The organism is Pseudomonas sp. MWU16-30316 (genome assembly GCF_020515645.1).
In the GTDB taxonomy this organism is placed as follows: domain Bacteria; phylum Pseudomonadota; class Gammaproteobacteria; order Pseudomonadales; family Pseudomonadaceae; genus Aquipseudomonas; species Aquipseudomonas cerasi.
On sequence record NZ_JAIZAZ010000001.1, the window covers coordinates 355508 to 370274 of the forward strand.

12 protein-coding genes are annotated in these 14767 nt (G+C 59.6%); 8 read left to right on the forward strand and 4 right to left on the reverse strand.

Going from position 1 to position 14767, the window contains the following annotated elements; all coding sequences use genetic code 11:
- Positions 1 to 4: 4 nt before the first annotated feature.
- The 3 genes from LCH65_RS01735 to LCH65_RS01745 all read right to left on the reverse strand — a co-directional run bounded on the left by LCH65_RS01735 (position 5) and on the right by LCH65_RS01745 (position 3681).
- Positions 5 to 1630: a methyl-accepting chemotaxis protein gene (locus LCH65_RS01735; RefSeq protein ID WP_003431594.1), complete on the reverse strand. Its 1626-nt coding sequence runs from the start codon at positions 1628 to 1630 to the stop codon at positions 5 to 7.
- 267 nt (positions 1631 to 1897) lie between these two features.
- Positions 1898 to 2821: a proline iminopeptidase-family hydrolase gene (locus tag LCH65_RS01740; protein WP_226439082.1), complete on the reverse strand. Its 924-nt coding sequence runs from the start codon at positions 2819 to 2821 to the stop codon at positions 1898 to 1900.
- Between the two features lie 95 nt (positions 2822 to 2916).
- Positions 2917 to 3681: a LuxR family transcriptional regulator gene (locus LCH65_RS01745; protein WP_003368638.1), complete on the reverse strand. Its 765-nt coding sequence runs from the start codon at positions 3679 to 3681 to the stop codon at positions 2917 to 2919.
- 183 nt (positions 3682 to 3864) lie between these two features.
- Here LCH65_RS01745 and LCH65_RS01750 point away from each other — a divergent pair, with 183 nt between their 5' ends.
- From LCH65_RS01750 to LCH65_RS26260, 8 genes are all read left to right on the forward strand, one after another.
- Positions 3865 to 4020 (forward strand): hypothetical protein, encoded by a 156-nt coding sequence (locus LCH65_RS01750; protein ID WP_003368637.1) that lies wholly within the window; start codon positions 3865 to 3867, stop codon positions 4018 to 4020.
- Positions 4020 to 4967 carry an ABC transporter permease gene (locus tag LCH65_RS01755; protein WP_226439083.1) on the forward strand — a complete coding sequence of 316 codons (948 nt, stop codon included), beginning with the start codon at positions 4020 to 4022 and terminating at the stop codon, positions 4965 to 4967. The genes LCH65_RS01750 and LCH65_RS01755 overlap by 1 nt, the downstream gene beginning before the upstream one ends.
- Positions 4964 to 5827, forward strand: coding sequence for an ABC transporter permease (locus LCH65_RS01760; protein ID WP_044309452.1), 864 nt, complete (start codon positions 4964 to 4966; stop codon positions 5825 to 5827). The genes LCH65_RS01755 and LCH65_RS01760 overlap by 4 nt, the downstream gene beginning before the upstream one ends.
- A complete protein-coding gene (locus LCH65_RS01765) occupies positions 5824 to 6828 on the forward strand; it encodes an ABC transporter ATP-binding protein (protein ID WP_187598996.1) in 1005 nt (334 codons plus the stop codon). The genes LCH65_RS01760 and LCH65_RS01765 overlap by 4 nt, the downstream gene beginning before the upstream one ends.
- The gene (locus tag LCH65_RS01770; RefSeq protein WP_003368633.1) at positions 6825 to 7805 is read left to right on the forward strand and encodes an ABC transporter ATP-binding protein; all 981 of its coding nucleotides are present in this window, start codon (positions 6825 to 6827) and stop codon (positions 7803 to 7805) included. Before LCH65_RS01765 ends, LCH65_RS01770 begins: the two co-directional genes overlap by 4 nt.
- A gap of 50 nt (positions 7806 to 7855) precedes the next feature.
- The gene (locus tag LCH65_RS01775; RefSeq protein WP_042930652.1) at positions 7856 to 9370 is read left to right on the forward strand and encodes an ABC transporter substrate-binding protein; all 1515 of its coding nucleotides are present in this window, start codon (positions 7856 to 7858) and stop codon (positions 9368 to 9370) included.
- 163 nt (positions 9371 to 9533) lie between these two features.
- On the forward strand, positions 9534 to 10712 hold the full coding sequence (gene nhaA / locus LCH65_RS01780; protein ID WP_046718991.1) for a Na+/H+ antiporter NhaA: 1179 nt from the start codon (positions 9534 to 9536) through the stop codon (positions 10710 to 10712).
- A gap of 101 nt (positions 10713 to 10813) precedes the next feature.
- Complete coding sequence (locus LCH65_RS26260) at positions 10814 to 12121, forward strand: PAS domain-containing protein (RefSeq protein ID WP_003431576.1); 1308 nt, start codon at positions 10814 to 10816, stop codon at positions 12119 to 12121.
- A gap of 81 nt (positions 12122 to 12202) precedes the next feature.
- On the opposite strand, the gene katG is transcribed toward LCH65_RS26260, so the two are convergent.
- Positions 12203 to 14473 (reverse strand): catalase/peroxidase HPI, encoded by a 2271-nt coding sequence (gene katG / locus LCH65_RS01795; protein WP_122240798.1) that lies wholly within the window; start codon positions 14471 to 14473, stop codon positions 12203 to 12205.
- Positions 14474 to 14767 lie beyond the last annotated feature (294 nt).

Consider the following 14767-nt stretch of genomic DNA (forward strand, 5'->3'; position numbering starts at 1 on the left):
TGGATTACGTCTTGAAGCGCAGCACCAGATCATTCAGGTTGACCGCCAACTGCGAAAGTTCGGTACTGGCGATCAGGGTCTGACGGGTGCCTTCGCTGCTCTGCACGGCCAGGTCGCGAATGCTGACCAGGCTTCTGTCGACATCACGCGCTACATGCGCCTGCTGCTCGGAGGCCGCTGCGATCTGCAGGTTACGGTTATTGATCTCGAGTACCGAGTTGGTGATCTGACGCAGCGACTCTCCGGCGTCCTCTGCCGTCTTGCGGGTGCTGTGAACTTCCTCAGTGCTCTTCTGCATGGACTCGACCGTGGCGGAAGAACCGGCCTGAATCGCTGAAATCATCTGTTCGACTTCCTGGGTGGACGTCTGTGTGCGATGCGCCAGAGCCCGCACTTCATCGGCTACCACAGCAAAGCCGCGACCCTGTTCACCGGCACGCGCCGCTTCGATGGCTGCGTTGAGTGCCAGCAGGTTGGTCTGTTCGGCAATACCGCGAATCACGCCCAGCACTTTGCTGATGTCCTGAGCCTGGCCAGCCAGCGCAGTGACTTGCGCTGAAGAGCCCTCGACCAGGCCTGTCAGGTTCTGCATGGCCGTCAGGGTTTCGTTAACGCGCTGGTTACCCAGGTCGGCGGAAAGGCTCGACTGTTGGGCGGCCTGCGAGGTCGACGTAGCATTACGAGCGACCTCTTCTACGGCAGCACTCATTTCGTTTACCGCAGTAGCAGCCTGCTCGATTTCGCTGTTCTGCTGCTGCAGCGTGCGGTCGGCACTTTCGGTGATCGACGTCATCTCGACGGCGGCAGTGCTCAGTTGTGCGGAGGCGCCGGAAATTTCGTGAATGGTGGTGCGCAGGTTCCCCGACATGGTATTCAGGGCCGTCATCAAGCGTGATGCTTCATCACTGCCGGCAACGCTAAGTTGTCGGGTCAGGTCACCGGCGGCGATGTCTTCTGCGAGTTTAAGCGAGACGCTGATCGGGTCGACGATGCTGCGTGTCAGGGCAATCGCGAGGACCACGGTAAGCAGGAACGCTGCGATCAGCACAATCATCAGGACGTTGACGCTGTGATTGTAGACCTCGGTTGCATCTTTCCCGGAGCTCACGGCTTCCGTGGCATTTTGCTCGCGCAGTCTGGTAAGTTTTTCCTGGTACGCAGTGGCCTTTTGGGCCTGCTCTCCGTTGGCAAGGGAGACCGCTCTTTCATGATCAGAGCTGTCCAGCGCGACGACCTGTTTCAAGCCATCAATGTATACGCTCATCTTGTTGTTGGCTTCTTCGAATTGCGCGCGGTCGGCTTCACCTGAAAGCAGGTGTTTTTGATAAAAGTCGCTGTTGGCACGCAGCGCCTCGATCGCTTCCCGGACCTTGGCTTCCGCGGTGGCGTGTACAGCGGGATCGGTGCTCGCAAGCATCCTGATGCTTTCCAGGCGAGCGTGAAGCAGGGCGATCTGAATGTCGTCGACTACCTGGATGCTGGGCAGTGAGTTTTCTTCAATGTTCTGCTCAGCCTTGCGCAGATGGTCGATCTGCACGTAGGAGAAGGCACCCAGACCGATCAACAGTAAGGTAATGACGCCAAAGCACAGGGAGGCCCTGCGTGAAATACTTAACGATCTGAGGTTCATGGTTGCCTCCAGCGGCAAAACAGGCGGAAGGCCAATACTTTCCTTCCAGTAACTGTTTTTCTGCTGAAAACGAGAGAGCTTTAACAAAATAGCGATGAAAGTTATTTCATAATGGCCTTTTGCAACTATCTGCTGTAAGGCAGCGGTATGTTGGCAAAAAGTTCCAGTAACACTGTGAGCAAAGTTAACCGTTAGTCGGGTGAATGCTACTAAAGTATTTACTCTAATAATGCAACTCTCAGGGCGTGTATCCATCAGGCCTGAACATCAAGCTGCGGACTCTTCAACCGATTCGACCAACGTGTCCAGAAAACCTGCGATGCATCCCATGCAGGCCATTCTTTCTTCTACATGGGGCATGTGACTGGACTCTTCGAAAACAGACCAACTGATGGTGGGGACGTTATCCACATAGGGCTTCACGACGAGCGGTGTGGCTTCGTCATACTTACCGGAAATCAGCAAGGTCGGAACGCTGATGAGTTTCAGGCGATCGACGATGGTCCAGTCCTTCATCGTGCCGATAACGTGAAACTCGGTAGGGCCATTCATGGCGTGGTACACGGTCGGATCGGCGTCAATCGCGTCGAAAGTACGTTTTACCTCCTCCGGCCACGGTGTGATGCGGCACACGTGACGGTCATAGAATGCTCGCGAGGCTTTCAGGTATTCCGGGTCTTTCAAGGTTTCCGCTTTTTCATGCTTGAGCAACGCGGCCTGTACGTCAGATGGCAGATCCTCGCGCAGCCGGTTGGCCTCACTTACCCAGGTGCGCATGTCTGCGGGGGAGTTGGCGATGATCAGCGCTTTCAGCCCTTCGGGCTGACGCACGGCATGCTCTGAAGCCAGCATGCCGCCCCACGACTGGCCCAGCAATGCGTAGTTGTTTTCGATGCCCAGGTGCTCAAGCAGGTTATCCAGCTCACTCAGGAACAGTTTGACCGTCCAGAAGTCGCGACCCTTGTCGGGCAAGTGGGTCGACTTTCCGTTACCCAACTGGTCGTAGTGGATAACGGCCCGGCCGGTGCTGGCGATGTCCTTGAACGAATCGACGTAGTCGTGCGTACAACCGGGGCCGCCGTGCAGAATGACCAATGGTGTGCCGGGACCGTGCAGGTCGCCTGTGATGCGATACCACGTCTGATAGTCGCCAAAAGGCGCAAAACCTTCCTTGATCGTCATATCTGCCATGTCGCCGGTCCCTGCTGGATAGTTTGGGGGCACCATAGCGCGGCGTCTTGCGCCTCATAACTATAGAAAATGATAGGTTTTGGCCGATAAACCGGTCAGTGGTCGAGTAAACGGTAATGAACGGCACGCACTACCGCCTGTACACGGTTTTTGGCCCCCAGCTTCTGCATGGCCGAATTCAGGTGCAAGGTCACCGTGGCGACAGAGCGGTTGAGCTGATCGGCAATCTCCCTGGCCGTCAGGCCCTCGGCAGACCAGCTCAGGCATTCGCGTTCGCGCGGGGTCAGCCTGATCGCATTGCACGAGCGAATTTTCTGGTCGAACAGCGGGTAGGCGACCTCCTGAAAGGCGTGAGCCAGCAGGCCGAACTCGGCCAGGCTCTGGCGGGCGTCCTCAAGGGCGACGTCGCTGCCGTCCGCACACAGACCGGTCAATGTGGCGAAACCGCCTTTGGGCATGTGGATCGGCACCGTCACGCCACAGGTCATGTGTGAGTCATGCAGATAGCGCACCACCGGCTTGTGCATATCCGTGATGAAGGTTTTCAGGACCGTCTCGGCCCTGGGCTGGTATGACCATACAAAAGGCGAGACGCTGGCGACGGCCAGGTGTTGCACCGGATCGATCTGGTAATAGCCCTGACTGCACCAAAGCGCGTACCAGTCCGCAGGTGTATTGCGCAATGACAGCAGCGACGGGGTGATCAGTGCCCCATCATGGGACACCGGCACCGGGCTGTAGTCATAAATCACGGCATCGAATCCGAGATCCGATGCCAGCAGCAGCGCGCAATCCATTTGCTGATCCAGCGTGGATGCAGACTGCAGCCGCGAATTGAAATCCGACAACCTGATATGCATGGCATGACCTCCTTTGTCATTGAGCCGATGTAGGGCCCTAATATAGCAATTAGCAAGGACGGTGCCACGCGTGCGCCCAATCGGCTGCCAGTCCTGTAAAACCTATAAGAATTGCTAGCTGTCTGCGCTCTCCTTGCAGGATAGGGTTGATGCCATGAGCGTCGTCCGCAAAGGTGCAATGCAATGGGCTATGAACACAGGCCGGATGAGCTGAAAACAATCAAAGTCGACGGATGGTCAATGTTCGACTACAACTTTGCTCTGCCCTTTTACGTAGAGGGGGCGGCGGCGTACTTTCCGGTCCTGCTGAATTTTCTGTCACAGCATCGGGGCGTCTGATGAATCTGGGTCGTTATCGTTTCATTCTCCAGCGTCCGTTGCAGCTGCTGCCGGTGCTGTTCGGCATCAGCCTGGTCACCTTCATTCTGGTGCGTTCGATCCCCGGCGATCCGGCGCGCATCCTGCTGGGTTCGCGTTCCACACCGCAGGCCTTGGCCAACATCCGCGCCCAGTATGGTCTGGATGAGCCTCTGTGGACACAGTACGTGTATTTCATGAAAAACCTGGTGCAGGGCGATATGGGTAAATCGCTGCTGTACAAGATAGACGTACTCAAGCTGATCAGCACACGGATCGAGCCCACCGTATTTCTGGTGTTGGGCAGCGTTCTGCTGGCGTTGCTGATTGCCGTGCCCCTGGCCACGCTCGCGGCGCGCAACAAAGGCAGTTGGAGCGACAACCTGATCCGCGTCTTCACCACCACCGGGCTGGGCATGCCGGCGTTCTGGCTGGGGATCATGCTGATCCTGATGTTCAGTGTGCAGCTTGGCTGGTTTCCGGTGTCGGGCTACGGCAGCGACTGGCTGGACAAGGTTCATCACCTGGTGCTGCCCTGTCTGACCATCGCTCTGGCCCTGTCTGCGGTGCTGATTCGCAACCTGCGTGCGAGCATGCTCGTGGAGCTGCAAGCCGATCATGTGACGGCGGCCCGGGCGCGTGGCCTCAGTGAAAGTGCGCTGTTTCGGCGCCACGTGTTGCCCAGTTCGCTGGTGCCTTCGATCAACCTGCTGGCGGTGAACATCGGCTGGCTGATCAGCGGCACCGTGGTGATCGAAAGTCTGTTTGCGATTCCCGGCATCGGTCAGTTGCTGGTGCGCGGCATCTTCAGCCGCGATTACATGGTGGTGCAGGGTGTGGCGATGGTGCTGGCATGCGCCACGGTGATCGTGAACTTCCTTGCCGATGTGGCCACGGTGGCCATCGACCCGCGGGTGAATATCAAATGACCGTAGCCCATGCGCATCTTCGTCCGCACTGGCGTTCCCGGCTGCGCCTGCGTTTGCGCAATGGCCGGCTGGCGATGCTGCTGGGCGGCTGCTTACTGGGCGGGTGGCTGATACTGGCGCTGTTTGCGCCATGGCTGGCACCTTACGATCCGATCTACCAGAACACCGAGCTACGCATGCTCGCGCCGCACCTCGCGCATCCGTTCGGCACCGACAATTTTGGTCGCGACATTCTGTCCAGAGTGATCTGGGCGGCACGCGTCGACCTGCAGATCTGCGTGCTCGGGGTGATCTTCCCGTTCATGATCGGGACCTTCATCGGCGCCTTGTCGGGCTACATCGGCGGGCGCTTCGACAACCTGTGCATGCGCGTGATCGACATCGTGCTGGCGTTCCCGTTTCTGGTGTTGATGCTGGCGATCATCGCGATTCTCGGGCCGGGCCTGGGCAGCTTCTACATCGCCATGGCGCTGGTGGGCTGGGTGTCTTATGCGCGGCTGATCCGCTCACAGATCCTGGTGCTCAAGGAAAGCGATTTTGCCTTGGCGGCCAAAAGCCTGGGTTTTGGTCACTTGCGTATCCTGTTCCGCCATCTGCTGCCCAACGCGATGTTCGGCTCGATTGTGTTTTCCATGTCTGACGCGGTTCTGGTGCTGCTCAGCGGCGCATCGGTCAGCTACCTGGGCCTGGGTGTGCAACCACCGATGGCGGAGTGGGGGACCATGGTCGCCGAAGGGCAGGCGTTCCTCACCTCGGCGTGGTGGATCTGCACCTTTCCGGGCCTGGCCATCGTGACGTTGGCTATGGGCTTCAGCCTGTTGGCGGACGGCGTCGCCGAAACCCTGGGAGAACGGCAATGAGTACGCCCGTGCTGCAGGTCAGCGAGATGAGCGTGGTGGCGAGCCATGCAGCGAACCATCGAAATCGCGAAGTGACCTTGGTTGACCGGTTGTCGTTCGACCTGCACCAGGGCGAGATTCTCGGGCTGGTCGGTGAAAGTGGCTCTGGCAAGACCATGGCCTGCAGGGCGTTGATGCAATTGATGCCGTCGCCGGATCTGCACGTGCGCGGCGGCTCGGTACGCCTCAATGATGTCGATCTGTTGACGCTGGATGCCGCTGGAATGCGTGCCATGCGCGGACGGCGGATCGGCATGATTTTCCAGAATCCCAGCAGCCACCTGGACCCGCTGATGCGCATCGGCGAGCAGATCGCCGAAGGTGTGCGTCTGCATCAGGGCGCGTCGAAGCGTGAAGCCCGGGCGCAGGCCATCGATCTTTTGCGCCAGGTCGGCATTCCCGATCCGGCGTCGCGTGTGGATAACTTCCCCCACGAATTTTCCGGTGGCATGCGCCAGCGCGCAATGATTGCCGTAGCGCTGGGCTGTGGGCCGCAGGTCCTGATCGCCGATGAGCCGACCACCGCACTGGATGTGACAGTGCAGGCGCAAATCCTGCGTCTGTTGCTGGACTTGCGCGACCGGCACGGGCTGTCGTTGATCATGATCACCCACGACCTCGGCGTGGTGGCGCAAACCTGCGACTCCATCGCGGTGATGTATGCCGGTCGCCTGTGTGAGCACGGCAGCAAGCGCGACGTGCTCGCTCGCGCACGTCATCCTTATACCCACGGCCTGATCGAATGCCAGCCCGCCAGCAGCGCGGGCAGCGAACTGCTACGGACCATTCCCGGTCAGCCGCCCTTGCTCGACGCACTGCCAAGCGGCTGTCGTTTTCATGCCCGCTGCAGTCATGCGGGGGCAGACTGCCCTGACAAGCTGCCGCTGATGCGGCCGATGGGCGTTGCCCATGCTGCGGCCTGTCACTACCCGTTGGTGCAATCCCGGGAGGCCGTTTCATGAGCGGCACCACACTGCTGAACGTCAATGATCTGGTGGTGCGCTTCCCGGCCCCCGGCTCGGGTTTCCTCGGTCTCAACAAGCGTTGGGTGCACGCCGTCAACGGGGTGTCGCTGAGCATTTGTGCGGGTGAAACGCTGGGTCTGGTCGGCGAGTCCGGCAGCGGCAAGAGCACGCTGGGGCGGGCTATTCTGCGTCTGAATGACATCACCTCCGGGCAGATCGTCTTCGATGACGTCGACATGGCCCAGGGCAGCGGTATCAATCTGCAACGCCTGCGCAGCGAAACCGCGATGGTCTTTCAGGACCCGTCCTCTTCGCTCAACCCGCGCATGACCATCGGTGCGACGCTGGCCGAGGTGCTCGCCGTGCAGCGCAAGGTCGCCACTTCCGACATTCCGGCGCGGGTTATCGAACTGCTCGACATGGTCGGTCTGCGGCCCGAATTTGCCGAACGCAAGCCGGGTGCCTTGAGCGGCGGACAATGTCAGCGTGTCGGTATCGCCCGCGCGCTGGCCATCGAGCCACGGCTGATCATTGCCGACGAATGCGTGGCGGCGCTGGACGTCTCCATTCAGGGACAGATCATCAACCTGCTGCTGGAGCTGCGCCAGCGCATGAACCTGGCGATTCTGTTCATTGCCCATGACCTGGCCATCGTGCGTCGCCTGTGCGATCGGGTGGCGGTCATGTACCTGGGCAAAATTGTTGAAGAAGGCCCGGTAGAGGACGTCTTTCTCTCGCCGCGTCACCCCTATACCGCTGCGCTGATTCAGGCGATTCCGGAAATCGATCCGGATCGCCCGTTGCCCGGCGAGCCGTTGCAGGGTGAGCCGCCAAGCCCCCTGCAGCTACCCGACGGCTGCGCGTTTCATCCGCGTTGCCGGTTTGCCAGGCCGACCTGTTCCAGCGTCGCGCCACCGACGCGGCATGTCGGCCAGCAGCGCTACGACTGTGTGCTGGAAGCCCCGATTTTTTGATCCTGATCTGTAACGACATCTGTCCCGACATCGACAAGGAGTTCATGCGTATGAAAGCTCGACCAATGAAAATGCTGACCGTCGCCATGCTGGCGGCCTGTTCACTGGCGGCGGGTGTTGCCGAAGCTGCGGGCGTGCTGACCATCGGCCGTCGTGAGGACGGCACAACGTTCGACCCGATCAAAAGTGCGCAGAACATCGACAACTGGGTGTTTTCCAACGTTTACGATGTGCTGATCCGCGTAGATGACAAAGGCACCAAGCTGGTGCCGGGGCTGGCGGAAAGCTGGTCGATCTCGCCTGACGGGCTGACCTATACGCTCAAGATGCGCCCGGCCAAATTCTCCGATGGCTCGGACCTGACGGCCAGTGACGCAGTGTTCAGCCTGCTGCGAATTCGCGACGACAAGGGTTCGCTGTGGAGCGATTCCTACAAGATTATCGACAAGGCCGTTGCGACAGATCCGCATACGCTGGTCATCACGCTGAAGAATCCTTCGGCCTCGTTCCTCTCGCAACTGGCCCTGCCCAACGTGTCGATTCTCTCCGAGAAAGCCATGAAGAGCATGGGCGAAGAGGCGTATGCCGAGCAGCCTGTCAGCTCCGGCGCATTTACCGTGAAGGAATGGCGTCGCGGTGACCGGGTAATTCTGGCGAAGAACCCCAACTTCTGGGAAGCGCCGAGCGTGAGCCTGGACGGTGTCGAGTGGATCTCGGTGCCGGACGACAACACCCGCACGCTCATGGTCCAGAAGGGCGAGCTCGATGCTGCGATATGGATACCGTTCTCGCGCATCGCAAATCTGCAGAAGGACCCCGATCTGGTGGTCCACCTCGACCCCTCCACTCGCGAGGATCACCTGCTGATCAACCACGAACACGGCGCATTGGCCAAGCCTGAAGTGCGTCAAGCGCTGGACATGGCCATCGACAAGAAATCGCTGGTCGAAGCCGCTACCTTCGGGCTGGGCACCGTGGCCAATTCCTACATTCCCAAAGGCGCTCTGTACCACTACGCCGACAACCTGCAACGCCCTTATGACCCGGTGAAGGCCAAACAGATGCTGGCGGACGCCGGCGCGTCGGACCTGAAACTCAATTACGTGGTCAACGCGGGCAACGAAGTCGATGAGCAAATCGCGGTCATGCTGCAACAGCAACTGGCCAAGGTCGGCGTGACTACAACGCTGCAGAAAGTCGACCCGAGCCAGAGCTGGGACATGCTGATAGCCGGTGACTACGACATCTCCGTGATGTACTGGACCAACGACATCCTCGACCCGGACCAGAAGACCACCTTCGTGCTCGGCCACGACACCAACAATAACTACATGACCCATTACAAGAACGACAAGGTCAAAGAGCTGGTCGCTGCCGCACGGGTCGAGATGGACCCGAAAAAGCGCGAGCAGATGTACATCGACCTGCAGAAAATGGCCAAGGCCGACGTCAACTGGATCGACCTCTACTACAGTCCCTACATCAGTGTTTCGCGCAAGAACATCGAGCACTTCGGTCAGAACCCGCTGGGCCGCTTTACGCTCGAGGAAACGGTCAAGAAGTGACATGAACAATGCCTGCCTGATCGGCAGGCATCGTTCAGCGACGTTGCCCGGCCCGGTTTCGGCCGGGAAGCGTTAATTTGTATCCTCAGGTTTACCAAGCCTTCAACAGACTCTGCGGATGGTAAGGTTGCGGCCTTTTTGCGCTGTACCCCGCGGAGCCGTCATGCATAAACCCACCCCCCGTACCGAATCCCCGAACGCGCTGGCGTTCATCACGCGTTTCTTCGCTGCTGAATCCGCTGGCGGGCTGGTGTTGATGGCGGCTGCGCTGGCGGCCTTGATCGTCGCCAACTCACCGCTGGCCGACAGCTACTTCGCCGCGCTGCACGCAGTGTTCGCCGGGTTATCGGTTTCGCACTGGATCAATGACGGTCTGATGGCGATCTTCTTCATGCTTGTCGGCCTGGAGATCAAGCGCGAAGTGCTCGCCGGTCAGCTCGCGTCGTGGAACCAGAGAGCCTTGCCAGGCTTTGCGGCACTGGGCGGCATGGTGGTTCCGGCGCTGATCTACGTGGCGTTCAACTGGGGACGGCCAGACACCATCGGCGGCTGGGCCATTCCGGCAGCGACCGATATCGCATTCGCTCTGGGCGTGCTGTCACTGCTGGGCAAGCGCGTACCGCTGTCGCTGAAGATCTTCCTGTCGGCACTGGCGATTCTCGATGACCTCGGCGCTGTATTGATCATCGCGCTGTTCTACACCAGCGATCTCTCCATGCCCATGTTGCTGGCAGCGCTGGGTTCCATCGCCGTGCTCGTCGCGCTGAATCGTCTGGGTGTTAAAAAACTGCTGCCTTACCTCATCGTTGGCGCGCTGCTGTGGTTCTTCATGCTCCAGTCCGGCATCCACGCCACCCTCGCTGGCGTTGCGCTTGCGCTGTGCATCCCGTTGGGCAAACCCGATGAAGAGGCTCGCTCGCCACTGCTGCATCTGGAAGAAAAGCTGCACCCGTGGGTGGCGTTTGCCGTCGTGCCGATCTTTGGTTTTGCCAACGCTGGCGTGTCACTGTCGGGCATTACCGCCGACAAGCTCGTGGACCCGGTCCCGCTCGGCGTTGCGCTAGGGCTGCTGGTCGGCAAGCAGGTCGGCATATTCGCCATGGCCGCGCTGGCGATTCGCGCAGGCCTGGCCCGTTTGCCGGACGGCAGCAACTGGGGTCAGCTTTACGGCGTTGCGGCCTTGTGTGGTATCGGCTTCACCATGAGCCTGTTCATCGGCGCACTGGCTTTTCCGGGCGCGCCGGAACTGGTCGACGAGGTCAAAGTGGGTGTGCTGATCGGTTCGGTGTTGTCGGCTGTGTTGGGTGTGGTTGTGTTGCGCAGGTTTGCGCAGCGGGGGTGAATCTGATCGCAATCTGGCATTACAGAAACCGGGCGGCAGGACGATAAAGACGGGACGCGCCAGGGACTCGGCCAACTTCTCCTACTTTGAGAGCCCACAGCATGCTTCACCTGTTCAGTCCCCGTCGTGACAAAAAGGCCCTTCAGCAACTGATCTCCTCGCTCAAGGGCGGCACTGAGCCCGCGCTAGGGGGATGTGCTGAAAAAGCCGCGGTACTTGAATGCTGGAGCTCGCTGAGCACCCAGCGTCGCCTTGACGAGCAACGTATTGCCGATCTTGAGCAAGAACTGGAAACTGCCCGCCATCTACTGGGTGAAGCCTCTGCCTCGGCTGCCGCTTATGAAACCCGCTTTGATCTGGTCAACCGTGCATCGAGCGAGGGCCTCTGGGATATGGAGGTGGTCGCGGGCGATCCGGTCAACCCGAACAACCGATTCTGGTGGTCTCAGCAACTACGCACGCTTCTCGGTTTCAACGACGAGCGCGACTTCCCCAACGTACTGGCGAGCTGGGCAGACCGGCTTCATCCTCAGGATAAACAAGCCACGCTCGACGCATTTGCCAAGCACCTGAATGACCGTTCCGGCAACACGCCGTACCGAGTCAAGAATCGTCTGGCGATGAAGAACGGCACGTATCGCTGGTTCTATGCCCAGGGCGAAACGTTAAGAGACGCACGCGGAACGCCGCTGCGGGTCGCCGGCTCTCTTCGGGATATCCACGACGAGCTTGAACGTGATCTTGAACACGATGTGATCATTACCCGATTCGAACTGGCCCGGGAGATGCTCTCCGACGGGCTCTGGGACATGGAGGTCATTGCTGGCGACCCGGTCAATGCGCGCAATCCTTTTTGGTGGTCTCCACAATTCAGGCGTCTGCTGGGTTTTGAAACGGTGGAAGAGTTTCCCGACGTACTGGATAGCTGGGCGTCACGGCTGCACCCTGAAGATAAGGAGCGCAGTCTGACGGCTTTCGGTGAGCACCTGAATGACCGGACTGGCAAGACGCCGTTCGATATCGAGTACCGCCTGAAGATGAAAACCGGCGAGTACCGCTGGTTCCGTGCGCGCGGCCAGACTCGCCGTGACCCCGAAGGTGTTCCACTCAGGGTGGTGGGTGCGTTGGTGGATGTGCATTTGAAGCATGAACAGGACGCTCTTCGCGACACCGAAGCACAGCATCAGAAAAACCTGGAAGAGAACATCGCTCAACTGACCCAGATAGTTGGCACTATCCAGAGCATTGCCAGCCAGACCAACCTCCTGGCGCTCAATGCGGCAATCGAAGCTGCGCGCGCCGGTGAGGCAGGGCGGGGCTTTGCGGTTGTGGCAGATGAAGTCCGCAAGCTGGCGACCCGAACGACCGAAGCGACGGAGCAGGCGGCAAGCATGATGAGCCGCTCATGAGACCAGCCTTCGCTTTTTGATCGCAGCAAAAAAAACGCCTCCGCAAGGGAGGCGTTTTTTCAACTCAGCACATCAGACACATCAAGCCAGGTCGAAGCGGTCCAGGTTCATCACCTTGGTCCAGGCTGCCACGAAGTCTTTGACGAACTTCTCGTGCGCATCCGAGCTGCCATATACCTCGGAAATCGCACGCAGTTGAGCATGCGAGCCGAAGACCAGGTCAACACGGGTGCCGGTCCATTTCACTGCGCCAGTCTTGCGGTCACGGGCCTCGAAGGTATCAGTGCCACCTGCAGTCGCTTTCCACTCCACGCCCATGTCCAGCAGGTTCTTGAAGAAGTCGTTGGTCAGGGTGCCCGGCTGATCAGTGAAGACGCCATGCTTGCTCTGTCCGACGTTGATGTTCAAGACCCGCAGGCCGCCCAGCAGTACAGTCATTTCCGGTGCAGTCAGGGTCAGCAATTGCGCCTTGTCGACCAGCAACGATTCTGCCGAGACCTTGTAATGCCCCTTCTGATAGTTGCGGAAACCATCAGCGATTGGCTCAAGGAAGCCGAACGACTCAACATCGGTCTGCTCTTGAGACGCATCGGCGCGGCCCGGTGCGAATGGAACGGTGACGTGCTGGCCTGCATTTTTCGCAGCCTGCTCGACACCTGCGTTACCCGCCAGGACGATCAGGTCGGCGATTGAAACCTTCTTGCCGCTCGACTGACCCGCGTTGAATTCGCTCTGAATGCCCTCGAGGGTCTTCAGCACGCCCGCCAGTTGGTCAGGCTGGTTGACCGCCCAATCCTTCTGCGGAGCCAGACGCAGACGGCCGCCATTGGCACCACCGCGCTTGTCCGAGCCACGGAAGGTAGAAGCTGCCGCCCAAGCCGTCGATACCAGCTGCGAGACCGAAAGGCCCGAAGCGAGAATCCTGGCCTTGAGTGCGGCCACATCCTGATCATCGATCAACGCATGATCAACGTTTGGAATCGGGTCCTGCCACAGCAGCTCTTCGGTCGGTGTTTCCGGGCCGAGGTAGCGGGCCAGCGGGCCCATGTCACGGTGAGTCAGCTTGAACCAGGCGCGGGCGAACGCGTCGGCCAGTTGCTCAGGGTTGTTCAGGAAGCGGCGGGAGATCTGCTCGTAAGCCGGATCGAAGCGCAGCGCCAGGTCAGAGGTCAGCATGCTCGGTGCATGACGCTTGGAGGGATCGTGGGCATCCGGAATCTTGCCCGCGCCAGCGCCGTTCTTCGGCGTCCACTGATGCGCGCCTGCCGGGCTCTTGGTCAGTTCCCATTCGAAGCCAAAGAGGTTTTCGAGGTACTCGTTGCTCCATTTGGTCGGCGTCGAAGTCCAGGTCACTTCCAGGCCACTGGTGATGGTGTCGCCACCCTTGCCGCTGCCGAATTTGTTTCTCCAGCCAAAACCCTGCTCTTCAAGGCCGGCTGCTTCAGGCTCCGGACCAACGTTGTCGGCAGGGCCGGCACCGTGGGTCTTGCCGAAGGCGTGACCACCGGCGATCAGCGCCACGGTCTCTTCGTCATTCATCGCCATACGACCGAAGGTTTCACGGATATCCCTTGCCGAAGCAACCGGGTCCGGCACACCCTCAGGGCCTTCAGGGTTCACATAGATCAAGCCCATCTGCACGGCGGCGAGCGGGTTTTCCAGGTTGCGTTCGCCGCTGGCAGTACGGCTTTCTTCGTTGGCATGGTTCTCCGGCTCGGCCACCAGCGTGCCGTCGCCCGGTTGCTGCATTTTCTTCTGCGCGCCGTAGCGCTCTTCACCACCCAGCCAGGTGGTCTCGGAACCCCAGTACACGTCTTCTTCCGGTTCCCAGACATCCGCGCGACCACCGGAGAAACCGAAGGTCTTGAAGCCCATGGACTCCAGCGCGACGTTACCGGTCAGCACGATCAGGTCAGCCCAGGAAATCTTGCGGCCATACTTCTGCTTGACCGGCCAGATCAGGCGGCGCGCCTTATCCAGGCTGACGTTGTCAGGCCAGCTGTTGAGCGGCGCAAAACGTTGCTGACCGGCACCGGCACCGCCACGACCATCGCCTGTGCGGTAGGTACCGGCGCTGTGCCAGGCCATACGAATGAACAGTGGGCCATAGTGGCCGAAGTCTGCCGGCCACCAGTCCTGGGACTGGGTCATGACGTTGCGCAGGTCCTGTTTGACCGCTTCGATGTCAAGGCTCTTGAATTCCTTGGCATAGTCGAAACTCTCGCCCATCGGGTCGGAGAGCGAGGAATGCTGATGCAGGATCTTCAGATTCAGCTGCTTGGGCCACCAATCACGGTTGGTAGTGCCGCCGCCAGCAGCGTGGTTGAAGGGGCATTTCGATTCAGTTGACATGCTTGATACACCTTTTTTGTCATTTGCATCCGGCCATCCAGTCCACTCGCGGGACCTCAGACAGTGATGACGAAACTCAACAGCACTGGGTTCATGCCGGCCGCTCGGTCAACGATCGGGCCAGCTCTACAGATACGCAGCACAGCGATCATCAGATTGCTTCGAGGCAAGCCCGCAACGTGCGTCGCAAACTTGAGCTCATTCTTATCTCCTCATCAGGGTGAAACCGCGCGGCTCTCACCGACGCTTATCCAGATTAGCCTTCTTCGCGAAGATTTCTAATAGAAAGAACAT